Raw genomic sequence first — 22,378 nt, forward strand, 5'->3', positions numbered from 1 at the left:
TCCATGACCCTCACCCTAACGGCACAGGAAGCGATGTGGTTTCTGCCCCTCGCCCTCCCCATCTGCGTCTGGGTTGCCTTTTCGGACCTGCGCCAGATGCGTATCCCCAATGTTGCCGTTCTGGCGCTGACCGCGGTCTTCCTCGTCGTGGGCCTGATCGTCCTGCCGATGGATGCCTACCTGTGGAGGCTGGCAACGCTCGGCATCGTGTTGGTCGCGGGCTTCCTCATTACCTCGCTCGGGCTGGTCGGCGCAGGCGACAGCAAGTTCGCCGCTGCCATGGCGCCCTTCATCGCGCCCGGTGACTACCTGTTTTTCCTCGCTCTTTTCAGCCTCGTGCTGATCGGCTCGTGGATCACGCACCGCTCCGCCGGTCGTGTTGCCGCCGTCCGCCGCGCGACCTCCCATTGGACCAGTTGGGAGCAGGGAAAGTTGTTCCCGATGGGCGTCGCCCTTGCCGGCGCGCTGGTTATTTACCTTGCCATGGGCTTCGCCTCTGGCGTCTGATTGACCGGCGCCTCTGGGCGCCGGCACTTTATTGATTTGCACAGGGCCAACGCCGATGAACATGCAAACCTCCTCCGATCCGGGCTTCGCTCCCCCTGCCCTGCGCAAACTGGAGGATACGGGGCTGACCGTCGTGATGATGCGCGACATCCTGTTGAAGACGATCTTCCGCAAGAACGTGGAGCAGACCTCCGAGATCGCGAAAGCCATCTGCCTGCCCATCCCCCTCACCACGCAGCTCATCGACATGCTGCGCGACATGAACTTCCTTCAGGCGACAGGTACGCTCCACGCCACGTCTTCCAACGAGATGGGTTTCCAGCTGACCGATGGCGGCAAGGCACGCGCGCTCGATGCGCTGTCGCAATCCGAATATTATGGGGCCATGCCGGTGCCGCTCGAGGCCTACAAGGTGCAGGTCAAGCGCCAGTCGATCCGCGACATCAAGCTGACCCGCCCGATGCTGGAGGCTTCGATGGGCCACCTGATCCTGCCCGACGGGCTGATCGACCAGCTTGGCCCCGCCGTGGGCTCCGGTCGTTCGGTGCTGATGTATGGCCCGCCCGGCAACGGTAAATCCTCCATCGCCGAGGGTATTCGCGCCGCCATGGGCGACAACATCTACGTGCCGCACGCGCTGAGCTATGCGGGTCAGGTGATCACGCTGTTCGATCCCATCGTGCACACGCCCGTTACCGAGGCGGCCGATGCCGAGGGGCAGAGCCCCCTGCGCAAGAACGCCTCCCGGTTCGACACCCGCTACCTGCTCTGCACCCGGCCTACCGTGATGACCGGCGGTGAATTGAGCCTGTCGATGCTCGATTTGAACTACAACGCCGTGTCTCGTACCTATCAAGCGAGCCTGCAGTTGAAATCCACCGGTGGCGTCTTCATCGTCGACGACCTTGGCAGGCAGGCCGAACCGCCGCAGACCCTGATCAACCGCTGGATTGTCCCGATGGAGGTCAACTACGACATCCTCGCCCTGCAATCCGGCGAAAAGTTCGAAGTGCCCTTTGACACGCTCGTGGTCTTCTCCACCAACTTCCACCCCAACGAGATCTTCGACCAGGCCGCCCTGCGCCGGATTTTCTTCAAGGTGAAGATCGACGGACCGAACCAGGAGCAATTCCTGAAGATCTTCGCCATGGTTGCGAAGAAGAAGGGCATTCCGCTCGACGAAAAGTCCCTGATCCACATGCTGAAGGTCCGCTATCCGACGATCGACAACGTCTATGCGAACTATCACCCCGTTTTCCTCTGCGACCAGATCCGGGCAATCTGCGATTTCGAGGGTGAGCCGTATCACATGACGCCTGAATACATCGATCGCGCGTGGGAGAACCTCTACGTTCGCGAAGAGAAGATCGTTCACTAGGCGATCGGCCTCGGGCGAAGGCGCTCGTGGCGATTTGCGGGACCCTCCGGGGGGAGTTGTATTTGCCAAGATGAAGGAGGGAGCGCGGGGCGATGGCTTGGCTCACGCTTCTTTCGTTGCGATTTTCTTGGCGTCGCACGTCATGGCAAGGTCGGAGAGGATGACGTAAGCCGCCCTGCGCCCTATCTGTGGTTCATGACGCCTACCCTTCCGCCCCAGATCGAGGACTGGTTCAGCGCCCGTGGCTGGACGATCCATCCCCATCAGCGTGAGATGATCGCGCTGGCGGATGAGCCCTGCCAGTTGCTCATCGCGCCGACCGGCGGGGGCAAGACCATGGCGGGCTTCTTGCCGACGCTGGCGGAATTGGCGGAGGGCGAGCACGAGGGGCTTCACACGCTCTACATCAGCCCGCTGAAAGCCTTGGCGGCGGATATCAAACGCAACCTGACCGGACCGGTTGACGACATGGGGCTGCCGATCCGGATCGAGGATCGCACCGGCGACACGCCCTCCAGCCGGAAGCGCCGTCAACGGGCCGATCCGCCTCACATTCTGCTGACCACGCCGGAGTCTCTGGCGCTGCTGACCTCCTATGAAGATGCCGGGCGCACGTTCGCGGGGCTGAAACGCGTGATCGTCGATGAGATTCATGCCTTGAGCGAAAGCAAGCGCGGGGACCAACTGATGCTGGCGTTATCCCGGCTCAGCACGCTTGCACCGGGGCTGCGGCGTGTGGGGCTTTCCGCCACCGTCGAAGACCCGCAAGCGATCGCCCGTATCCTTGCCAAGAACCCGGACCCCTGCGCCATTCTTCACGCTGACCCGGGCCCCGACCCCGATATCGCTATGTTGACGACCGAGACACCGCCGCCCTGGTCTGGCGGTGGGGGGAAATACGCGATGGAGGCCGTTCTCGAGCAGGTGAAGGCGCACAAGACGACCCTGATCTTTCACAATACGCGCGCGCAGGCCGAGATCTTTTTTCACAACCTCTGGCTCGCGAACGAGGATCAGATACCGATTGGGATCCACCATGGCGCGCTGTCGCGGGAGCAGCGCGAGAGGGTTGAGGCCGCCATGGTTGCCGGCCAGCTGAAGGCAATCGTTTGTACGGGCAGCCTGGACCTGGGGATCGACTGGGGCGACGTGGATCTGGTGATCCAGGTTGGTGCCCCGAAGAACGTCAAACGGCTCGTGCAGCGGATCGGACGGGCCAATCACCGCTACAACGCGCCCTCCAAAGCGTTGATCGTGCCGGCAAATCGGTTCGAAGTCATCGAATGTGTCGCCGCGCTTCAGGCGGTGCGCGAGCGCACCCTTGACGGGGATACGGATCACACCGGGCCGCTCGACGTGCTCTGCCAGCATATCCTCATCCGTGCCTGCGCCGGGCCGTTCACGGCCGACGCCCTCTTTGCCGAGGTCACGACTGCGGGCGCTTACGTCGATTTGCCCCGCGCGCTCTTTGACCGCTGTCTCGATTTCGCGGCGACCGGCGGCTACGCCTTGCGCGCCTACGATCAATGGCAGCGCCTGATCGAGAAAGACGGCGAGTATCGTTTGCGCGATCCGCGTGCCAGCAGGCGCATTCGGATGAACATCGGCACCATCGTCGATACCGACAAGATGCCGGTCCGGATGAAAAAAACCCGTGGCGGCACGCCCCTGGGCGAGGTTGAGGAATATTTCGCCTCCACCCTACGCAAGGGTGACACCTTTCTGATCGGGGGCAAGATCGTCCAGTTCGAGGGGATGCGGGAGATGACCGTCGAAGTCTCTCGCAGCTCTCAGAAGAAGCCGAAGATTGCGACATTCATGGGCACGAAATTCGCGACCTCCACGCAGTTGAGCGACCGGATCCTCACCATGTTTCGCCAGGATGATTGGCCCGAGCTTCCCGAGCACACACGCTCTTGGTTGCACCAGCAAAGACGCGTCTCGCAATTGCCTCAGAAGGAGCGCTTGCTGATCGAGACCTTTCCTTTCGATGGCCGGCCGCATCTGGTGGCCTACGGTTTCGCGGGCAAGAACGCGCAGCAGACCCTCGGACTGTTGCTGACCCACCGGATGGAAGACCTTGGCCTCAATCCCTTGGGCTTCGTCTCGACCGATTACGCGACGATGATCTGGGGGCTGGACGAGGTTCTCGATCCGAAGCGGCTTTTTGCACGCGACGCCTTGCTGTCCACGATGGAGAACTGGCTCGCGGATACATCCGTGATGAAGCGCACCTTCAAGGGCAGCGCGGTCATCGCCGGGCTGGTGGATCGCACGACGCCGGGCGGGAAACGCATGACGGGGCGGCAGGCGACGTTCTCGACCGATGTGCTCTACGACACGCTGCGGCGGTACGATCCGGGCCACATCATGCTCCACATCACCCGCGAGGAAGCCATGCGCGGTCTCGTCGATTATTCGCGGATCGAGGGGATGCTGGACCGCATCGGCGACCGGTTCGATCATTGCCGGCTCGACCGGGTCAGCCCGCTTGCCGCACCGATGATGCTGGAAGTCGGGCGCGTCTCCGTCGCCGGGGGTGCCAATGAAAGCTTGCTGGCTGAAGAAACGGAGCGAGTCATGCAATCCGCCGGGCTGGAATTTGGCCCGACGCTTTGAGGCTTGCCCTCTAGCGCGACATCCGAATATGAACGAACCATGAACGTCCTCTCCTTTACCTTTTGCGGTGCGCGCCTCGCTGCAATGCCTTCCGGTGCCCTGTTTTGGCAAGACGAGGCCGCTTTGGTGGTGAGTGACCTGCATCTTGGCAAGGCAGAGCGCATGGCACGGCGGGGCGGGCCGATCTTGCCGCCCTACGAGGTCATCGAGACCCTGGACCGGCTGCTGGAAGACATCGCGAAGACGGCGGCGCGGACGGTCATTTGCCTCGGCGACAGCTTCGATGATCTGGCAGCGGCGCGCGCGACGACAGGCTCGGTTTCGCAACGTCTCGCGCCGGTCATGGCCGGTCGGCGCTGGATCTGGATCGAGGGCAATCACGATCCCGGTCCCGTTGACCTGAGCGGCGAGCATCTGGCCGAATATACCCTTGGCCCACTGACTTTTCGGCATATTGCGCAGCCGACGGAACCGGGCGAAATTTCGGGGCATTACCATCCCAAGGCGCAGGTGAGGTTGAAGGGGCGCACGATCACGCGGCGCTGTTTCCTGATCGATGACACGCGCCTGATCATGCCGGCCTATGGCACCTATACGGGCGGGCTCTATAGCGGCAGCCCTGTCCTCTCCAAGCTGATGGCACCCAATGCACAGTCGATCCTTACCGGGCCGACGCCCACGGCGCTTCCCATGCCGCGCTAGGCGTGTTCCGCGATCTGCGCGGGGCTTTGAAACCTTATCCCCGCATCAAGCAACTCGTTCAACCGGTTCTGGCTGACCGGTACGGTTGCGCCGCACAAGAGGCGCGCCGTGTAACGCCGGCCTTCCTGCTGGATAAAGTCGATGCGGCTGAAGGCGACCCAATGGGAGCGATGGATGTGCAGGCCCTTGAAGTCGGCCAGTTCGGCCAGCGCATCGCCAAACCGGAGCCGGACCTTGGCCTTCCCCTTGTCGGTCCAGACGTCCACCTGATGATCATCCGCCGAGACGCGCCGCACCTCGCCGCGTTGCTCGGGCGCCAGACGGTCCAGGAATTTTGTCTGTGGCTCTGTCAGCTCAGGCACGACCTGAAGCGGGCCCGATGGCTGCGAGGCCAGCACAGGTTCAGACGTGCCCCTTTGAAATTGGGTCACGCTCCACCGCAGATAGGATCGGATTAGGACGGGGATCAGGCAGACCAGCCCCATGAGGGCGATATGCTGGAAAAACGCGCTGAGACTGCCGATCCTGAACCCCATGACGTAGAAATTCACAAGCCACACCAAGGGGCCGAGCGCTAGGGCGGTGAATGCAACGGCCAAGAGGTCCATGCGAAGCAATGTTCCCGAGAACAGGCGATAGACGCCGAGCCGAATGAAGAAGATGGGCACCAAGAGGCCAAAGATCATCGAGCCCCAGTAGAGAAGTCGTTCGGAAAGGGTGTAGTGTTCGAACGTGCCGAAAGGTCCGAGCAATGCCGTAAGGACGCTTGCCAGAGCCGCGACGCCTATCCGGACCTCCCAATCCTTGGGAGACGTCCCTGGTGCGCCCGATCCGATTGCATTCATTCGTTTGCTGTTCTTGGCAAGTGTTACTTTACTCAACATAATCAAGCGAAAGCCCTGCTCGCAACCCTTTGCGCGGCTCAATCCGGAAGTGAGAAATGGACGACAAGAAAGCGCAACGGATCCGCGAGAGCTTCGCCCGTCAGGGTTTGATGGAGACGCTCGGCTGCACGATCCTGCATCTGGAGCGCGGCAAGGTCACTCTCGAGATGCCCATCGGAAGCGCCGTGTCGCAACAGCACGGCGTGGCCCACGCGGGGGCCACCTTCGCGATGGGCGATAGCGCGTCCGGCTATGCGGCGTTGAGCGTGATGGACGAAAGCGCCGAGGTGATGACCGTCGAGATGAAGATAAACCTCATCGCGCCCGCCGCAGGACGCCGCCTGATCGCCACGGGAGAGGTCGCCAAGGCCGGGCGTCGCCTGATCGTGACGCGCTGCACGGTTCAGGCAGAGGCCGACGACGGCAGCCTCCGCGATGTCGCTTTGCTGCAGGGGACGATGATCCCGGTCTGATCCAAGTTCAGGCGGTCAGTCCCTTCGGCGCTTCCAGCCCGTTGGCACGGCAGCAGGCGGTGATCGTGTTGGCCAGAAGGCAGGCGATCGTCATCGGTCCGACGCCGCCGGGTACGGGCGTGATGGCGCCGGCGACCTCGACGGCCTCCTCGAAATTCACGTCACCGATCAGCTTGGTCTTGCCGGGCTTTTCCGGGTGCGGCACGCGGCTGATGCCTACGTCGATCACCGTGGCGCCGGGCTTGACCCAATCGCCGCGGACCATCTCGGCGCGCCCCACGGCAGCGACAAGGATATCGGCGCGGCGACACACCTCGGCGAGATCCTTCGTGCGGGAATGGGCAATGGTGACCGTGCAATTGTCGGCCAGCAGAAGCTGTCCCATCGGCTTGCCGAAAAGGTTGGAGCGGCCGATCACCACGGCCTCCTTGCCCGAGAGGCTCTCGAACTCGGCGCGCAGGAGCATCAGGCAACCAAGCGGGGTGCAGCTCACCAACGCCTCGCCGCCGGTGGCCAGCAGGCCCGCGTTGGTAACGCTCAGCCCGTCCACGTCCTTGGCCGGGTCGATCCGCGCGACCGTGCGCCGCTCGTCGAGGTGGTCGGGCACCGGAAACTGGCACAGGATACCGTGCACCGAGGGGTCGGCGTTCAGCTTGTCGATCAGCGCGAAGAGATCCTCTTCCGAGGTGTCGGCGGGCAGCTTGTGCTCGAAGGACTGCATGCCCACCTCGACCGTCGCCTTGTGCTTGTGGCTGACATAGACCTCCGAGGCCGGATCCTCGCCCACCAGCACCACGGCGAGACCGGGCGTGATGCCGTGATCCGCCTTCAGGCGTTCCACGTGCTCGGCGACCTGGCTCCGCACATCGGCCGCGAAGGCCTTTCCGTCGATGATCTTCGCTGTCATGGGGTATTCTCCAATAGGTTCACGACAATTTCCGAGCGGACGGAATTCGCGATGAAACAGGCGTGATGCGCCTTGTCGTGCAACGCCTTGTGGGTGTCTGCGTCGGGCGCCTCGGCCCAGGTGACGCGGATGTTCAGGTCGACGCGAGGGATCCACATGCGGCCCCCGTCCGAGACAAGCGCCCCGGTGGCCCGGTCCTCGTAGGTGGTGGGCTCAAACCCCGCCTGCCGCGAGAAATCGAGGAACCACAGCATGTGGCACGAAGAGATTGAGGCGAGGAAGGCCTCCTCCGGATCGACCGCCGCCGGGTCCGACAGCGGCACCGGTACCACCGAGGGCGAGGCAGAGGCCTTGACCTCCGCGCCGCCGTCGAAGCGCCACAGATGCCCGCGCGTGTAGCGGTTGGCGGCGAAATCGCCGCTCGATTGCCAGATCACGCGGGCCTCGTGCATCTTAGAAGAGCCCCTCGATCTCGCCCGTGTCGTTGAGATGGATCGACTCGGCCGACGGCTTACGGGGCAGGCCCGGCATGGTCATGATCTCGCCGCAGACCGCAACGATGAAGCCCGCGCCGGCGCTCAGCCGCACCTCCCGCACCGGGATCGTGAAGCCCGTAGGCGCGCCCCGCTCGTTCGGGTCGGTGGTGAAGGAATATTGCGTCTTGGCCATGCAGACCGGCAGATCGCCGTAGCCCTGCTCTTCCCAGAGTTTGAGCTGGTCGAGGATCTTCTTGTCCATCACCGCCTTGTCGGCGCGGTAGATCTTCTTGCAGACGGTCTGGATTTTCTCGGCCAGCGGCATGTCGTCGGGGTAAAGCGTGTTGAAGTCCGCCTCGCCCTTCTCGATGACCTCCACGACCTTCTCGGCCAGCGGCGCGGAGCCTTCCGAGCCCAGTTCCCAGTGCCGCGACAGCACTGCCTCGGCGCCCTGCGAGGCGACATAGTCCTTCACCGCCTGCACTTCGGCGTCGGTGTCGGTCACGAAGTGGTTGATCGCCACGACCACCGGCACGCCAAAGCTCTTCACGTTCTCGATGTGGCGGCCGAGGTTGGCGCAACCGTTCTGTACCGCCTCGACGTTCTCGGCGCTGAGGTCGGCCTTGGCGACGCCGCCGTTCATTTTCATCGCCCGCACCGTGGCCACGACGACCACGACCGAGGGCGCGAGGCCGGCTTTGCGGCACTTGATGTTGAGGAACTTCTCGGCGCCGAGGTCGGCACCGAAGCCGGCTTCCGTCACCACGTAGTCACAGAGCTTCAGAGCGGTCGACGTGGCAATGACCGAGTTGCAGCCGTGAGCGATGTTGGCGAAGGGGCCGCCATGCACGAAGGCGGGATTGTTCTCCAGCGTCTGCACGAGGTTCGGCTGCATCGCGTCCTTAAGCAGCACCGTCATCGCGCCGTCGGCCTTGATGTCGCGCGCGTAGACCGGCGAGCGGTCGCGGCGATAGGCCACGATCATGGCGCCCAGACGCTCCTGCAGGTCCTTGAGGTCCTTGGCGAGGCAGAGGATCGCCATGACCTCGGAGGCCACGGTGATGTCGAAGCCTGCTTCACGCGGGAAGCCGTTGGCCACGCCGCCAAGCGAGGCGGTGATCTGGCGCAGGGCGCGGTCGTTCATGTCGACGACACGCCGCCAGACGACGCGGCGCACGTCGATTTCCAGCTCGTTGCCCCAATAGATGTGGTTGTCGATCATCGCCGACAGCAGGGAATGAGCCGAGGTGATCGCATGGAAGTCACCGGTGAAGTGGAGGTTCATGTCCTCCATCGGGACAACCTGTGCGTAGCCGCCGCCCGCCGCGCCACCCTTCATGCCGAAGTTCGGGCCAAGCGACGCCTCGCGAATGCAGACCATCGCGTTCTTGCCGATGCGGTTCAGGCCATCGCCCAGACCCACCGTTGTCGTTGTTTTCCCTTCGCCCGCCGGGGTCGGGTTGATTGCGGTCACGAGAATCAGATGCCCGTTGTCGCGATCCTGCACGGAATTGATGAAGGATTGGCTAACCTTGGCCTTGTCGTGGCCGTAGGGCAGCAGATCCGTGCTTTCGATGCCGATCTTCGCGCCGATCTCCTGGATCGGGCGCTTCGACGCCTCACGAGCGATTTCGATGTCTGACTTGTAACCCATGAAGCGGTCTCCCAATCGCGAAAATGCGGTGTCCTGAATGGCTATACCGAGACCGACCCGCAGCAACAGGGCCAATTCCGACATTTTCGTGGGGCAACCCGTCATCGGCTAGGCGCGGGGTTTCCAAAAGGAAAAATGCACAGCCCCGCGGAACAAATGCGACTCGGTAACCGTTTCTTAATCGAGCCGCCCGAGAATGGTGGCAATCAAACGCTAGGGGAACGACATGCAAATCCACGCAATCAGCCTTATGATCTACACTGGCCTCGCTTTGGGCATGTCCGCAGGCATCGCTGTACTCGGCATCGCCTGAACCAAGACATCGGTAGAATTCCTGCTACACTGATCATGTACCAGCAGGAGAGACACCAATGACTGACCCCAAGACCTATATGGCACAGGCTCAAGCGCAGATGGATGCGTGGAACGCCGAGATGGCAAAGATGCAGGATCAGATGCAGAAGGCCGGCGAAGCCAATCAGGCTCAGATGCTCGCACAAATGGAAGCGCTCAACGAGCAGCGTCGCCAGACCGAGAAGCAGATGGAAGAGCTCGCCAAGGCCAACATGGACGCGGCGAGAGACGTGCAGGCTTCGATGCAGAAGGCCTGGAAAGACATGGAAGCCCAGATGGAAGAGACCCGTAAGAAGTTCATGGGCGGGTCCTGAAGATCGGTCAGACGCACCGGGCCACAAATATCCAGATTTCATCATGCGGCTGACCGCTTCATTTGCGAGCCGGTAAAGCAACGGTGCTCAGGACACCGCTGATCGCCAGACACGAAAAAGCCCCGCCAATCGGACGGGGCTTTTTTGATGCTTTTCCTAGGCGCGCCTTACGAAGACGGTTCCGGCTCCATATCGCCAGACGGCTTCGACTTCGGCTTCAGCTTCGGGATCGCGGTGACCGAGGGCGTGCCACCCGAGGACGGCGCTTCGTCGTCATCGTCGCCACGGGTCAGCGGCTCTCCGGCGATGACCTTGGTGATCTCGTTGCCGGTCAGGGTCTCGTATTCCAGAAGGCCCTGCGCCAGGCGCTCCAGATCGTCGCGCTTCTCAGTCAGGATGCGCTTCGCCGTCTGGTAGCCTTCTTCCACCAGTTCCTTGACCTTGTCGTCGATGATCTTCTGCGTCGCGGCGGAGTGGTTTGTACCCCCGCCATAAGCGCCCAGATGGGACTGCTGTTCGTTCGCATAATCCACGTAGCCGAGCTCTTCCGCGTAGCCGAATTGCGTAACCATCGCGCGGGCGATCTTGGTGACCTGCTGGATGTCCGAAGACGCGCCCGACGTGATGTTCTCCTTCCCGAAGACCAGTTCCTCCGCCACACGTCCACCCATCGCCATGGCGATCTTGGAGGTGTATTTGCGATAGCTGACCGACAGCTGATCCCGCTCGGGCAGCGACAGGACAAGACCGAGCGCGCGGCCGCGAGGAATGATCGTGGCTTTGTGGATCGGGTCGTGATCGGGAACGTTCAGACCGACGATGGCGTGACCGGCCTCGTGATAGGCGGTCAGCTTCTTCTCGTCCTCGGTCATGACCATGGAGCGGCGCTCGCTGCCCATCATGACCTTGTCCTTGGCGCTCTCGAAATCATCCATCGTCACGAAACGACGGCCGATCCGCGCCGCCATCAGCGCACTTTCGTTCACCAGGTTCGCGAGGTCGGCGCCCGAGAAGCCGGGCGTGCCGCGCGCGATGATGCGCAGGTCCACATCGGGGCCGAGCGGCACCTTGCGGGCGTGAACGCCGAGAATGCGCTCGCGGCCCTTGATGTCGGGGTTGGGCACCTGCACCTGACGGTCGAAACGGCCCGGGCGCAACAGCGCGGGGTCGAGCACGTCGGGGCGGTTGGTGGCCGCGACGATGATGATGCCCTCGTTGGCCTCGAAGCCGTCCATCTCCACCAGCAACTGGTTCAGCGTCTGCTCACGCTCGTCATTGCCGCCGCCGTAGCCCGCGCCACGGGACCGGCCCACGGCGTCGATCTCGTCGATGAAAACGATGCAGGGCGCGTTCTTTTTCGCCTGCTCGAACATATCGCGCACACGGCTTGCGCCGACGCCCACGAACATCTCGACGAAGTCGGAGCCCGAGATGGTGAAGAAGGGCACGCCCGCCTCACCGGCGATGGCGCGCGCCAGCAGCGTCTTACCGGTGCCCGGAGGGCCCACCAGCAGCGCGCCCTTGGGGATCTTGCCGCCGAGACGCGAGAATTTCTGAGGATTGCGCAGGAACTCGACGATTTCCTCGAGTTCTTCCTTGGCCTCGTCGATGCCGGCCACGTCATCAAACGTCACCCGGCCGTGCTTTTCGGTCAGCAGCTTGGCCTTGGACTTGCCGAAGCCCATCGCGCCACCTTTGCCGCCGCCCTGCATCCGGTTCATGAAGAAGATCCAGATGCCGATCAGCACCAGAACCGGCAGCCACAGCGACAGGATGCTCAGGAAACCCGACTGCTGCTGCGCGCGCGCCTCGATGCGGACGTCATTGGTGAGCAACGTGCTCGTCGTCTCGGCATCGGCCGGCGCAATCGTCGAGAACGTCCCCTCGCTGGTCGTGAACTGGACGTTTTCGCCATCCAGCGTGGCCGACAGAACGCCACCGCTTTCAACCTGTTCGACAAAATCGGAATAAGCCACCGTGCGGCTGTTCACTTGGCTTTGACCACCTGAAAACAGGTTGAAAAGAGCCAGGATCAAAAGAAACAGGATGACCCAAAATGCGATATTTCGCGCGTTGCCCAAGGCACGTCTCCTCAAACGGGGGAAGGCGCGGGTCTGAACCCACGCGTTTTCTCTAAGATAAGCTGTAAGGCGCTGAGTTCAACGCGAAAGCAAGGATGCGACGAATGATCCACCGTGCGGACACAATTCGATCCGGTGCGGCAGGCCGTAGGATGCGGGCGCAAACCCTACGAGTTCACCATCCTTGAACAGCGCAGGCAGGGTCACTGCGACGCTGTGGCTAAGCCCCTTTGACACCGTCTCTTTCGGCATTTGCGCCCATCCCTCTGGCCCGAGCGCGCGCACATTCGCGCCGTCCAATCCGGTCCCGATGATGCGCCATCTTCCGTCCCAAAGCCGCGCCTCCGGCGCGGCTTGCAGCACATGTTGAAGCGGCGAGAACTCGCGCAGAATTTGCAGACACATCTTGGTGACGCGCAGCTCCGCGCCCTGCAGCGTGCCCCCCGCCCCGCCCAGGGCGCGGTCCAGCAGGAGATCGAGCGCTTTTGCGCGCGGACGATAGGACGCGCCGGTGATCCATTGCACGGCGGCTGCCAGAAGCCGCAGTTGCGTATCGCGCTCGACGGTTGCAAAGCGGTCTCGGTCTATGAGCAGCTCGCCGAATTCGGTCTCGGTCACGCAGGTTCGGGCGACATCAGCGGCCCTCGCGGCCAGCGCTTCCCGGGCGCGGGCCATGCGATCCGCCGTGTCGGATAGTACCGTGACATCGAGGTCGAGGGCCGAGATCGCCTTGCGCATGCGTACGCGCTCGTAGCTGTCGTCCTCATTCGTCGGGTCGTCGACGTAGGGCACCTTCAGCACGTCGATATGGTGGCGAAGGGTGGCGCGCCGCTCGGACAGAAGCGGGCGGACGATCTGCCAGCCGCCCATATCGCGCGTCGGCGCCATGGCGGAGAGGCCCTCCACCCCCGAGCCGCGCGCCAAGCGCATGAGGAGGGTTTCCGCCTGGTCGTCCTGAGTGTGGGCCAGCAGAACGTGGGCAATCTTTCCGCGCCAATCGCCAATCAGTCGCAGACGTGCGCGTCGGGCCGCGTCTTGCAGGTTGCCCTGCCCGTCCCACTGCCAGTTCAGCACGCTGTGGGGATGCCCGAGCGTCGCGCATTCCTCTGCGACAAGCGCCGCCTCGGCGCGGCTCTCCGGCCTCAGCCCGTGGTCCACGGTGACCACATGCAAAGCCACACCGAAGCTGCGCGACCATTCATGCGCCAAGGCGAGCATCGTCATGCTGTCGCCCCCGCCGCTGACGGCGAGGGCGATTTTTGAAGGGAAATCGGGGCCCAGAAGCCGACCCATCTGATCGGCAAAGCGCTGAGGCAGGTCTGCCGTCACTGGCAGCCCAAGCGTCCCATCTCGGCTTGAGCCTCAGCGACCGAGGGGCTGCCCGGATAGCGCACGGAGACTTCCGCGAGCGTCAGGCAGGCTTCCTCCGGCTGGCCAATTTGCGCCAGAGCGACCCCGAGAGAAGTGAGCGCCGTAGGTGCGCGCGGCCCGTCCGGCGCGGCGGAGAAGGACGCGAGGAAGGCACGCGCCGCCGGGTTCCAGCGGTCGAGGTTGGCTTCCGCCTCCCCCCTCAGGTAATGCGCATCGGCCGAGAGCGGCGATCCGGGGTAGGTGTCGACGAAGGTCTGGAACGCCGTCACCGCGTCGGCGAAGTCGCCGTTCTCAAACGCGGCGTTGGCGCGGTCGAAGTCCCCTTGCTCTGCCACGGCCAAACCCGAAGGCTGAGGAGTCGCGGGAAGCGGTGTCGCTTGAACCGACGGCGCGCTTGCACCTGCGGTCTCGGCCGTCACACCACCGAGCGAGGGGGTCTCACCGAGCGAGCTGATGTCGCAATCAGGCTCCAGCTCGCAGAGGCGGAACTCCAGATCGCCGATCCGGTTGGTGCCGTCACGCACGACGCTGTCGACGTCCAGCTGCAGCCGTTCGGTCAGGGCTGTCAGACGGGTCACCTCGGCCTCGATCGCGTTGACCCGGTCGAGCGTGGTGGCACCACCGCCCGATCCAGTTGCCCCGCCGGTGGTGTTCAGCTCACCGCGAAGCCGTTGGATTTCGACATAGAGGATCGACAGCTCCTGCCGGATGTCGGCGAGGGTCTGCGTGTTGTCCTGCGCGGCGGCAGGGGCTGCGACGAGGGCGCAGCAAAATGCCAGTGCAAGCCGCATGTCAGGCCCCCAGACCGGCGGAAATCACCGTCACGGCGCGGCGGTTCTGGCTGTAGCACACCTCCGTCGAGCAGATCTGCAGCGGACGCTCCTTGCCGTAGGAGATCGTGCGCAGGCGCGAGCGTGGCACGCCTTGGCTCAGCAGGTATTCCTGAACCGCAGCCGCCCGGCGCGCGCCGAGAGCAAGGTTGTATTCACGCGTGCCCTGCTCATCCGCATGGCCTTCGATCAGGGCCGTGAACTCGGGGTTGGACATGAGCCACCGGGCCTGCCCCGCCAGAATGCCCTGTGCCTGTGCCGACAGTGTGGATTGATCCACGGCAAACAGGACACGGTCACCGACGACCTCGTTGAAATAGGCGGGGCTCGACGGGTCGTTGACGCCGCCTGCCGAAAGACCGGCTGCCGCGCCCGCGCCATTGACGCCCGCGCCGTTGATGCCGCCCTGCGAACAGGCCGCCAAGGCAAGCGTTGCCACCAGAATAGTTGGCTTCAGGAAAGAAATTGTCATGTGCTCTGATCCTCGGATCTTCAGTTTTGTCCAGTTTAGCATGGGCATGGCGCCCCGGCCAACGGAGAGTGTCAATTACGTCTGCAACGGCGACCAGGCAGGGTCCGATGCCATCCCGGGTGTCGCCACACGCTGCAGGTTTCGACCCGAGATATCGACCGAGTAGACAGCCGGCGCGCCGTCGTCTCCCGGTGTCTCGCGGGTAAACATCAATACGCGGCCGTTAGGCGCCCAAGTCGGGCCTTCGTCAAGGAACGAAGATGTGAGAAGGCGCTCGTCCGAGCCGTCGGCGCGCATCACGCCGATGTGGAAGCGGCCGTTCTCCTGCTTGGTGAAGGCGATGTAGTCACCGCGCGGCGACCAGACCGGCGTGCCATAGCGCCCGGTCCCCGCCGAGATGCGCCGGGGCTCACCGCCGGTGGCGGACATGACATAGATCTGCGGCCCGCCCGAGCGATCGCTCTCGAAGGTGATCTCGCTGCCGTCGGGCGAGAAGGAGGGTGCGGTCTCGATCGAGGGCGTTTGCGTCAGCCGTGTGCGCGTACCGGTTGCCAGATCGAGGGAGAAGATGTCGGTGTTGGAGCCTTCGACAAGGCTGAAGACCACCGATTGCCCCGACGGGCTGAACCGCGGCGAGAACGTCATGGTCTCGGCCGGAATGGCCTCCAGTGGACGGCGCTGCACCGTGGCCACGTCCATGATGTAGACCTGCGGGAAACCGCTCTCGTAGCTGGTGTAGAGGATGCGATCCCCCTGCGGCGAGAAGCGCGGCGCCAGCACGATGGAGCGCGAGTCGGTCAGGTACTGCACGTTGGCGCCGTCGTAATCCATGATCGCGAGCCGCTTAAGGCGGGCGTTCTTGGGGCCCTCCTCGGCGATGAACGCCACGCGGGTGTCGAAGTAGCCGCCCTCGCCGGTGATCCTGCTGTAGACCTGATCGGCGACCGTGTGGGCCATGCGACGCCAGCTGTCGGCAGGCCCGACGAATTGCAGGCCTTCCCCAAGGGGTGCCTGGCTGAAAACATCGAACAGGCGGAAGCGCACCACGAGCTGCCCGTCGGCTCGCTGCTCGACCTCGCCCGTGATCAAGGCCTGCGCGTTGATGGCCTGCCAATCGGCATAGGCGACCGGTGCCGTGAAGTTGGTGATCTGGCTGATATAGGCCTCTGGCGGGATCTGCCGGAACAGGCCTGTCCCGCGGAGGTCCGCCGCGATGACCCGGCTGATGTCGGCGGCCGCATCATTGGCCCCGCCCTGCGGGATGAACGTCGGCAAGGCGAAGGGCAGTGGCTCGATCACGCCCTCGGTGATTTCAAGCCGCAAGGGCCCCGCTTGCGCGAAGGCGTAGCCCGGCAGTGCGGTCGACGCGGCGAGGGCCGAGGTGGCGTGGATAAAGTGTCGGCGGTTCAACATTTGAGACCTCCTGTTGTGACTTCCATTGGGCTGCGGATCATCTCAGACGCACCCCGTTACGATCGAATACAAGTGTCGCGGCGGCTGTGGCGGGCAGGTTGTCCGTCGCTTCAGCACAGGCAACTAGGGCGCTTTGGGCTGCACGGTAGGCATCTTCCGCCGCGTTGGAGACGGCATGGGCAAATCCCGTGAGGCGAATGGACTGTGACGCGGGCATGTTTGTCTCGTCCAAGGCCACGTCAACCGAAAGCCGCGCCCATTGCGCCTCGACCGACATGTCGGCCAAGCGCCAGCAGATCGTGGCGTCGTTCACCATCCGCGCCAAGGCGGCGCGGTCGGGCTCGGGAAGGGTGACCGCCGCGTCCGGATCGGAGACCGGCGCCTCGCGCGCGGGTGTCACGGGCGCCGGAAGAACCGGAAGCCGCGCGGGGATGACCGAGGCCTCGCCAAAGACCACGGCAGAATTATTGCCTGCAAACGGTCGCGGCGGCTGGATCGCGCGGAGCAGCGTATCAGGGGCCTCACCCAGAACGGGGGGCGGCAGCGCGGAGCGCGGGAAAGGGTCGAAGGCCGGCGATGCGAGCCGGCGCAGGCGCGGCAGGCGCGTCGGCCTGTCAGGGGCGTAGGGTTGAAGATGCGTTGAGCCTGCAGGCGCCTCAGGCGCTGCAAGGGCCGCGACCCGCGCTGAGGCAACGGGCCCCGACGGGGTGAGCCGCGGCAGGATCGGCGCTTGGTCTGGCGGCGACATCACAAAGGCCACCGGCTGCGGCAAGGCGCGCGCGCGGGGACCGGCGTCGATCCGCAGCACCGCCGCGCCCGCGCGCACTGGCGAAGGCGGCGTCTCGGCCCAGGACGCAACGGAGAGTGCGGGCACGACCGCAGGGGCGACAGGGCTGTAGGCTGGAATTTCAGACGCCGCGGGATCAGTGCGCGCGATGGCCTCATCCGGCGCGATGCCTTCCGCACCCGGCACCTCGCGCGGTGCTGCAATCGCGATCGTACGCGCCTGCGCCGCAAGGTCCGCGGCGATGGCTTCGGCCACGGCGAGGGTCTCGGCAGCTTGCGGGAGCGGGGTCGGCGCCGTCTCGGTTATCTGCGCCGGTGCGGCCTCCTCGGGCGCGGGATCGACGGCGGCGATCTCAGTTGGCCGGGGAACCGGCCTGATGCCCGGAACAGTGCGCTGTCCGGCAATCGAGATGGAACCCGACGGCGTCAGCAGCGGCCCGCCGGATGCAGACGGCGCGGAAATGATGAAACGCGGCGCTGGCGCGACAGGGATGAGAGGCCCGGAGGCAGGAGCCTCCATCACCGGCATGTTGCCTGCGGGCGCGGTTTGCACAGCCTCAGCCGCGCGTGAATTGGTGATCCAGCGGCCGGGGCGATCTTCCAAGGCGGTCTGAGCCGCCAAGGGTGCCGCAACCAGTCCGCAGAGGATCGCGAGCCTAGCAAAAGCCACACGCGCCTTGATGCTGCGATGCGCCAGACCCCGGGCAAGACTTCCGCACTGCCAGACTCGCTGGCGCGCGTCGCGAAAGCCGGGGTCTGGAGACACTGGGATCATCTCAGGCGCATCCCCTCCGGGTTGAAGACCAATTCGATCTGGCTCCAACGATCATAGCTTTCGATCGGCAAGTCAAAACCATTCGCGCCACAGCGGATGATCGCGCGGCGGGCGGCCTCGAAGGCCTGGTTCGCCGCGGCTTCCGACCCGCCGGAGAACTCGATCATGCGGATCGTGCCCGCGTCTGGCCGGGCGTCGCGGGCCATGTCGAAGGCCAGCACGACTGTGGTGTTGAGCGCCTCGGTCGAGAGCGCGCCGACGTTCCAGCAGGCCTGAACGGCAACACGGAACCCGTCGCGCACCCCTTGGGACAGGGGAGGTGACGTCGGCGCAGCGGGCGTGGGCGCCGGCGCGGGTGTAGGCGTTTCCACGGCATCGGCCACGGCCTCGGCGATGGCGGCTGCCATCGGATCGACCGGGGTCTCCGGCTCGGGCTCAGCCTCCACCGGCGCCTCGGGCGTGGGTTCCGTCGGCGTCTCGACCGCGACCTCCACGGGCTCTTCCACCGGCGCGGGACGCGCCGGGCGTGCGGTGGGCCGGACCGAAGAGGTCGGACCGCGCGGTGCCGCAGCCGGCTCATCGGCCTCCGTCACGATTTCCGTCGTCGCCTCTTCCGGCGCCGTGTCGGGCGTCTCTTCGACGGGCGTCTCGTCGGTCACTTCGGGTTCGGTAATCTGTTCCAGTACCTCCGGCGCGGTCTCTGCCTCGGGCTCGGGCATCGGTGCGGCGACGGGTGCGACACGCGGCGCGCTTTCGGGGCGCGGCGTGGGAGAGGCCTCTGCCTCCGGGGCGCCCGGTGGCGGTGCCAAGGCGGCCACTTCGTCGGTCACCTCGGTTTCGGGGACCGGCTCCACCGGCGCCGGCATCTGCTCGGGCGGGGGCGCCTGGGTCTCGGCGGGAACGTCCTGCGCGGGGGGCGGCGCTTCGGCGGCAGAGGCTGACGGCGCCTCTTCCGTCGCCTCAGGTTGCGCCAGCGCTGCCGGTTGTTCGACCACTTCCGGCGTCGGTGTCGCGCGGGTCAGGGCGTCGAATTCCGCCACCGACATCAGGGTCACGCCCGTGACCTCGAACTCTACATCCGGGCTCCGGTCAAACAGCAGCCCGCCAAACGCCAACCAGGCGAGAAGCGCGACGTGTATGGACGCAGAGGCGTAGAGGGACCGGCGCATGGCAGCGTCACTCCCCGACTTCCGGGTTGCCGTCGAGACGCGGTCCGCCCGCGTCGGTGACGAGGCCAATCTCGCGGAAACCGCCCGCGTTGAGCGCGCCCATGACCTCCATCACCTGCTCATAGGGGATACCACCATCGGCACGGACGAAGATGCGGGGGCTGTCACGCTCGGCCGCGATCGCCTGCAGGCGCGGAATGATCTCGTCCCGCGCGACCTCGGTGGTCTGGAGCATGACGCGCCCGTCAGCCGCCAGTGTCACGGTCAGCGGTTCTTCCTGTTCGCTCGGCAGGGCTTCGGCCGAGGTGTCAGGCAGGTCGATCGGCACGCCTACCGTCATCAGCGGCGCGGCAACCATGAAGATGATCAGCAGGCAGAGCATCACGTCCACGAAGGGCGTGACGTTGATCTCGGACATGGGCTTCGCGCCACCGCGCCGTGCCCGCCCCCGACGACGCGTCCCGCCGCCCCTGTTGGCCACCGACGCGCCCATCAGTCGAGCTGCCTGCTCAGCAGGGTGGAGAATTCGTCGGCAAAGCTCTCGTACGTGCCGACGATGCCGTCCGCGTCATTGGACAACTTGTTGTAGAGGATAACCGCCGGAATAGCCGCCAGAAGGCCGAGGCCCGTGGCCAGAAGCGCCTCGGCGATACCCGGAGCAACGACGGCAAGCGAGGTCTGACCGGAAATTGCGATCTCCTGAAACGACCGCATGATGCCCCAGACGGTGCCGAAAAGGCCCACGAAGGGCGCGGTGGCGCCGGTGGTGGCGAGGAAGGTCAAACCGTTGGTCATCCGCGCGCTTTCGCGGGCGATGGCCACATCCATCGAGCGGTCGACGCGCTGCTGCACGCCGGGGATCAGCGCGCCATCGTCGCGCAGGGAACGGCGCCATTCGGTCATGCCGGCGACGAAGACCCTCTCCGAGGCCGAGCGCGGCGCATCGGCCACCTTGTCATAGAACTCGTCCAGCGGCTCGCCCGACCAGAAGGCCGCGTCGAAAGCGGCGGCATTGGCCCGAGAGCGCCGGAACATGGCGAATTTGGAGAAGGCAATCGCCCAGACCCAGACAGAGGCCACCATCAAGGCGATCATGACCAACTGAACGATCAGGCTTGCACGAAAGAAAAGCGCGATGAGGGTAAAGTCCGCCTCATTCGCCAACGCGAGCGTTTCGGTTTCCATAAGTCTTCTGCTGTCCTCTGCCCCGGCCTCAACACCGTGTGTCACGATAGGGCGCTGTTTTTGATGCGCCTCATTTGTGCCTAAGTTTAGCAGTTGGGAAGACCTATGGCGAACACTTCTGCGTCACGGGCTGTCACATGCCGTGATCGCTGTGACTTTTGCGCGAATATCCGCCGGAAGTCGGGCCGCGCGGCCCTGTTCGTCTAGAATTACCACTTTGATTCGGGCCTCTAGCAGGACTTCCTCGCCCCGCAGCACCCTTTGCGGCATGTCGAAACTCGCGCCTTTCAGGGCGTCGAGCTGCGTCTCGATGACCAGTTCATCATCGTATTTGGCGGGCTTCAGATAGTCGGCCTCGACCCGCCGGACGGCAAAAACCAACCCCGCCGCCTTCATGTCGAGCTGCGAGATACCCGCCTCGCGCACCATCTCGGAGCGGCCGCGTTCGAGGTATTTCAGATAGTTCGCATAATAGACGATGCCCGCCAGATCGACGTCTTCGTAATACACGCGGAGCGGCCAGCGATGGATCATTGCGTCTGCCCCATCCGCGCGAAAATGCGCAACGCATGCGACGGGTCGGTCGCGGCCACCGGCAGGACCGGATCATAGGACGCGCGGATCACCTCGGCGATGTCGGGTTTCAGCACGGCGGGGCCGTCATCCTGCAACACCGCAAGCGGCGAAGCGTTCTGGAAGGCGGTATCGCTCCACAGCAGGATCGTCTGAACGATCTGCGACAGCGCGATGGTGTCGGCGCTGGCTTGCGCCATCGCGTCATCCATGCGGATGAAGACGAAGGCCGCCTTGATGCCGCCCTCTTCATCGAAGCGGAAGCTGCGATACTGGTTGGCCTGCGCCTGTTTCAAACGCTCGACGAGGGGCGCGACGTCGGGGATCAGCCGGTCGAGGTTCGGAGTGTCGGTCAGCTCGTCCCATTCGCGCAGGAAGAAGACCATCAGGTTCGCACCCAACTCGGGATCGTGCTCGGCCATCTTGTGATCGGCCAGAGCGACGACCGACTCGATCGCACCTTTGAAGACGGAAATCGTGCTGTCCTCCACGCCGAAGACGATCGGCACGATGGGCCGCCCCCACCGCGCAAAGAGGAATTGCCCGTCCGCCCGTGTGAAGAGTGCCTCGATTTCGCTAGGATCGCTCATTGCAGGCCCTCCGCCACCGCGTTTCGAAATGTTCTGTCATCGCCGAGCCCGTAGACGCGGTCATCGAGCCCCTGACTGCGGATGATCGCTGCCACCGCGCCGTCGCTGATCCTTATGCCGAGCGCGCCCATCTCGAGCCCGCAGGAATGCGCCATGCAGCCGGTCGCGACGACCCAGTCGCCTTCCTGTCGGACACCGCTGCCGACACTCAAGCGCATGGCGAGGTCCTGCATCTCGGCTGGCGCCATGACCGTCGCGAAACGAGCGCGCTCGCTCGCGTCTTGCAGGATCTCGAACCCATGCACGCCGATCCAACGGGTGACGTCCGCTCCTGCGCCTGCGGGCGGGGCGGGCGGCGCGTAATGGAAGGTCTCGGAGTAATTCGCGCCCTGCCAGCGGATCGTCACCAGTGACACGCGTATGTCGCGATCCTTCCGGTCCAATTCGATCCACCCATCGCCGGTGCGGATGTCGAGGAGCCGTCCGTCGCAGTCCGAGATTTCGGGGCTCTGGTCCACCCCGTCCGCATCCAATCGCAAGAGGTAGTAACCGCCGCCGCAGGCATTGCCGCCATGGTGGTGCGCGGCCAGCACCCAGTCGTAAGCGCCCTCCCCCTCGGCACTCCATTGCGCCCACCAGCGGGCGTCCTGGGGAAGCGGCAAGGGCTCCTGATTGTGCCAGAGGTTGAACTCGAAACCCTGCCCGACAACGTGGATCTCGCCATAGCGGGTGCTCAGCGCCTCTTCGTAGGCGAACGGGATCTCGGCCTGGGTCGGTGTCGCCAGAAGCGCGCCCGCGAGGGCGATCATCGATAAGCGGGTCACATCACTCTCCATGGTCATCGCGTCCGAGCCGGAAACGGCCG

The 22,378-nt window shown here is 64.5% G+C and carries 22 protein-coding genes; 6 read left to right on the forward strand and 16 right to left on the reverse strand.

The features are described 5' to 3' along the window. Positions 1-3: 3 nt before the first annotated feature. The 4 genes from KYE46_RS15525 (at position 4) to pdeM (ending at position 5,206) form a co-directional block, all read left to right on the forward strand. A complete protein-coding gene (locus KYE46_RS15525) occupies positions 4-507 on the forward strand; it encodes a prepilin peptidase (RefSeq protein ID WP_219001815.1) in 504 nt (167 codons plus the stop codon). 55 nt (positions 508-562) lie between these two features. Beyond that, a complete protein-coding gene (locus KYE46_RS15530; protein WP_219001816.1) occupies positions 563-1,885 on the forward strand; it encodes a P-loop NTPase family protein in 1,323 nt (440 codons plus the stop codon). A gap of 195 nt (positions 1,886-2,080) precedes the next feature. Then, positions 2,081-4,504 carry a ligase-associated DNA damage response DEXH box helicase gene (locus KYE46_RS15535; protein ID WP_219001819.1) on the forward strand — a complete coding sequence of 808 codons (2,424 nt, stop codon included), beginning with the start codon at positions 2,081-2,083 and terminating at the stop codon, positions 4,502-4,504. A gap of 39 nt (positions 4,505-4,543) precedes the next feature. Next, positions 4,544-5,206: a ligase-associated DNA damage response endonuclease PdeM gene (gene pdeM / locus KYE46_RS15540; protein ID WP_219001821.1), complete on the forward strand. Its 663-nt coding sequence runs from the start codon at positions 4,544-4,546 to the stop codon at positions 5,204-5,206. Here the strand turns inward: pdeM and KYE46_RS15545 are convergent. Then, the gene (locus tag KYE46_RS15545; RefSeq protein ID WP_219001823.1) at positions 5,203-6,132 is read right to left on the reverse strand and encodes a LytTR family DNA-binding domain-containing protein; all 930 of its coding nucleotides are present in this window, start codon (positions 6,130-6,132) and stop codon (positions 5,203-5,205) included. The genes pdeM and KYE46_RS15545 overlap by 4 nt on opposite strands. A gap of 14 nt (positions 6,133-6,146) precedes the next feature. Here KYE46_RS15545 and KYE46_RS15550 point away from each other — a divergent pair, with 14 nt between their 5' ends. Beyond that, the gene (locus KYE46_RS15550) at positions 6,147-6,563 is read left to right on the forward strand and encodes a PaaI family thioesterase (RefSeq protein ID WP_219001825.1); all 417 of its coding nucleotides are present in this window, start codon (positions 6,147-6,149) and stop codon (positions 6,561-6,563) included. A gap of 7 nt (positions 6,564-6,570) precedes the next feature. On the opposite strand, the gene folD is transcribed toward KYE46_RS15550, so the two are convergent. The 3 genes from folD to KYE46_RS15565 are packed head-to-tail and all read right to left on the reverse strand — an operon-like array spanning position 6,571 to position 9,600. Then, a complete protein-coding gene (gene folD, locus KYE46_RS15555) occupies positions 6,571-7,470 on the reverse strand; it encodes a bifunctional methylenetetrahydrofolate dehydrogenase/methenyltetrahydrofolate cyclohydrolase FolD (RefSeq protein ID WP_219001826.1) in 900 nt (299 codons plus the stop codon). After that, complete coding sequence (locus KYE46_RS15560; RefSeq protein WP_219001827.1) at positions 7,467-7,922, reverse strand: OsmC family protein; 456 nt, start codon at positions 7,920-7,922, stop codon at positions 7,467-7,469. The genes folD and KYE46_RS15560 overlap by 4 nt, the downstream gene beginning before the upstream one ends. Before the next feature lies 1 nt (position 7,923). Further along, positions 7,924-9,600, reverse strand: a complete 1,677-nt coding sequence (locus KYE46_RS15565) for a formate--tetrahydrofolate ligase (protein ID WP_219001828.1) — start codon at positions 9,598-9,600, stop codon at positions 7,924-7,926. A 371-nt stretch (positions 9,601-9,971) separates the two neighbouring features. Here KYE46_RS15565 and KYE46_RS15570 point away from each other — a divergent pair, with 371 nt between their 5' ends. Next, the gene (locus KYE46_RS15570) at positions 9,972-10,268 is read left to right on the forward strand and encodes a sll1863 family stress response protein (protein ID WP_219001829.1); all 297 of its coding nucleotides are present in this window, start codon (positions 9,972-9,974) and stop codon (positions 10,266-10,268) included. A gap of 167 nt (positions 10,269-10,435) precedes the next feature. Here the strand turns inward: KYE46_RS15570 and ftsH are convergent, their stop codons facing one another. The 12 genes from ftsH to KYE46_RS15630 all read right to left on the reverse strand — a co-directional run bounded on the left by ftsH (position 10,436) and on the right by KYE46_RS15630 (position 22,337). Further along, complete coding sequence (gene ftsH, locus KYE46_RS15575; protein ID WP_219001830.1) at positions 10,436-12,349, reverse strand: ATP-dependent zinc metalloprotease FtsH; 1,914 nt, start codon at positions 12,347-12,349, stop codon at positions 10,436-10,438. Positions 12,350-12,427: 78 nt separating this feature from the next. After that, on the reverse strand, positions 12,428-13,678 hold the full coding sequence (gene tilS / locus KYE46_RS15580) for a tRNA lysidine(34) synthetase TilS (protein ID WP_219001831.1): 1,251 nt from the start codon (positions 13,676-13,678) through the stop codon (positions 12,428-12,430). Then, positions 13,675-14,511 carry a tol-pal system protein YbgF gene (ybgF, locus tag KYE46_RS15585; protein ID WP_219001834.1) on the reverse strand — a complete coding sequence of 279 codons (837 nt, stop codon included), beginning with the start codon at positions 14,509-14,511 and terminating at the stop codon, positions 13,675-13,677. Before ybgF ends, tilS begins: the two co-directional genes overlap by 4 nt. 1 nt (position 14,512) lies before the next feature. Then, positions 14,513-15,022, reverse strand: a complete 510-nt coding sequence (gene pal / locus KYE46_RS15590) for a peptidoglycan-associated lipoprotein Pal (RefSeq protein WP_219001836.1) — start codon at positions 15,020-15,022, stop codon at positions 14,513-14,515. A 75-nt stretch (positions 15,023-15,097) separates the two neighbouring features. Further along, positions 15,098-16,435 (reverse strand): Tol-Pal system beta propeller repeat protein TolB, encoded by a 1,338-nt coding sequence (gene tolB / locus KYE46_RS15595; RefSeq protein WP_219001838.1) that lies wholly within the window; start codon positions 16,433-16,435, stop codon positions 15,098-15,100. A 37-nt stretch (positions 16,436-16,472) separates the two neighbouring features. Then, positions 16,473-17,825: a hypothetical protein gene (locus KYE46_RS15600; RefSeq protein WP_219001840.1), complete on the reverse strand. Its 1,353-nt coding sequence runs from the start codon at positions 17,823-17,825 to the stop codon at positions 16,473-16,475. 167 nt (positions 17,826-17,992) lie between these two features. Continuing rightward, complete coding sequence (locus tag KYE46_RS15605) at positions 17,993-19,165, reverse strand: hypothetical protein (protein WP_219001842.1); 1,173 nt, start codon at positions 19,163-19,165, stop codon at positions 17,993-17,995. A gap of 7 nt (positions 19,166-19,172) precedes the next feature. Then, the gene (gene tolR, locus KYE46_RS15610) at positions 19,173-19,658 is read right to left on the reverse strand and encodes a protein TolR (protein ID WP_219001844.1); all 486 of its coding nucleotides are present in this window, start codon (positions 19,656-19,658) and stop codon (positions 19,173-19,175) included. After that, positions 19,658-20,350, reverse strand: a complete 693-nt coding sequence (gene tolQ, locus KYE46_RS15615; protein ID WP_219001846.1) for a protein TolQ — start codon at positions 20,348-20,350, stop codon at positions 19,658-19,660. Before tolQ ends, tolR begins: the two co-directional genes overlap by 1 nt. A gap of 123 nt (positions 20,351-20,473) precedes the next feature. Next, on the reverse strand, positions 20,474-20,884 hold the full coding sequence (gene ybgC, locus KYE46_RS15620) for a tol-pal system-associated acyl-CoA thioesterase (protein WP_219001849.1): 411 nt from the start codon (positions 20,882-20,884) through the stop codon (positions 20,474-20,476). After that, a complete protein-coding gene (locus KYE46_RS15625) occupies positions 20,881-21,513 on the reverse strand; it encodes a hypothetical protein (RefSeq protein WP_219001851.1) in 633 nt (210 codons plus the stop codon). Before KYE46_RS15625 ends, ybgC begins: the two co-directional genes overlap by 4 nt. Continuing rightward, positions 21,510-22,337, reverse strand: a complete 828-nt coding sequence (locus KYE46_RS15630) for an Ivy family c-type lysozyme inhibitor (protein ID WP_219001853.1) — start codon at positions 22,335-22,337, stop codon at positions 21,510-21,512. Before KYE46_RS15630 ends, KYE46_RS15625 begins: the two co-directional genes overlap by 4 nt. Between the last annotated feature and the right edge of the window lie 41 nt (positions 22,338-22,378).

Source organism: Gymnodinialimonas ceratoperidinii (assembly GCF_019297855.1).
GTDB classification, from domain to species: Bacteria; Pseudomonadota; Alphaproteobacteria; order Rhodobacterales; family Rhodobacteraceae; genus Gymnodinialimonas; species Gymnodinialimonas ceratoperidinii.

Excerpts from the sequence above, each read along its gene's own strand:
- KYE46_RS15560 (WP_219001827.1), bottom strand. The coding sequence starts at position 7,922 with ATGCACGAGGCCCGCGTGATCTGGCAATCGAGCGGCGATTTCGCCGCC.
- KYE46_RS15535 (WP_219001819.1), top strand. The coding sequence starts at position 2,081 with ATGACGCCTACCCTTCCGCCCCAGATCGAGGACTGGTTCAGCGCCCGT.
- KYE46_RS15605 (WP_219001842.1), bottom strand. The coding sequence starts at position 19,165 with ATGCGCCGGTCCCTCTACGCCTCTGCGTCCATACACGTCGCGCTTCTC.
- pal (WP_219001836.1), bottom strand. The coding sequence starts at position 15,022 with ATGACAATTTCTTTCCTGAAGCCAACTATTCTGGTGGCAACGCTTGCC.
- pdeM (WP_219001821.1), top strand. The coding sequence starts at position 4,544 with ATGAACGTCCTCTCCTTTACCTTTTGCGGTGCGCGCCTCGCTGCAATG.
- tolQ (WP_219001846.1), bottom strand. The coding sequence starts at position 20,350 with ATGGAAACCGAAACGCTCGCGTTGGCGAATGAGGCGGACTTTACCCTC.
- KYE46_RS15550 (WP_219001825.1), top strand. The coding sequence starts at position 6,147 with ATGGACGACAAGAAAGCGCAACGGATCCGCGAGAGCTTCGCCCGTCAG.
- KYE46_RS15625 (WP_219001851.1), bottom strand. The coding sequence starts at position 21,513 with ATGAGCGATCCTAGCGAAATCGAGGCACTCTTCACACGGGCGGACGGG.
- ybgF (WP_219001834.1), bottom strand. The coding sequence starts at position 14,511 with ATGCGGCTTGCACTGGCATTTTGCTGCGCCCTCGTCGCAGCCCCTGCC.
- folD (WP_219001826.1), bottom strand. The coding sequence starts at position 7,470 with ATGACAGCGAAGATCATCGACGGAAAGGCCTTCGCGGCCGATGTGCGG.
- KYE46_RS15525 (WP_219001815.1), top strand. The coding sequence starts at position 4 with ATGACCCTCACCCTAACGGCACAGGAAGCGATGTGGTTTCTGCCCCTC.
- KYE46_RS15565 (WP_219001828.1), bottom strand. The coding sequence starts at position 9,600 with ATGGGTTACAAGTCAGACATCGAAATCGCTCGTGAGGCGTCGAAGCGC.
- ybgC (WP_219001849.1), bottom strand. The coding sequence starts at position 20,884 with ATGATCCATCGCTGGCCGCTCCGCGTGTATTACGAAGACGTCGATCTG.
- tolB (WP_219001838.1), bottom strand. The coding sequence starts at position 16,435 with ATGTTGAACCGCCGACACTTTATCCACGCCACCTCGGCCCTCGCCGCG.
- KYE46_RS15530 (WP_219001816.1), top strand. The coding sequence starts at position 563 with ATGAACATGCAAACCTCCTCCGATCCGGGCTTCGCTCCCCCTGCCCTG.
- KYE46_RS15570 (WP_219001829.1), top strand. The coding sequence starts at position 9,972 with ATGACTGACCCCAAGACCTATATGGCACAGGCTCAAGCGCAGATGGAT.
- tolR (WP_219001844.1), bottom strand. The coding sequence starts at position 19,658 with ATGGGCGCGTCGGTGGCCAACAGGGGCGGCGGGACGCGTCGTCGGGGG.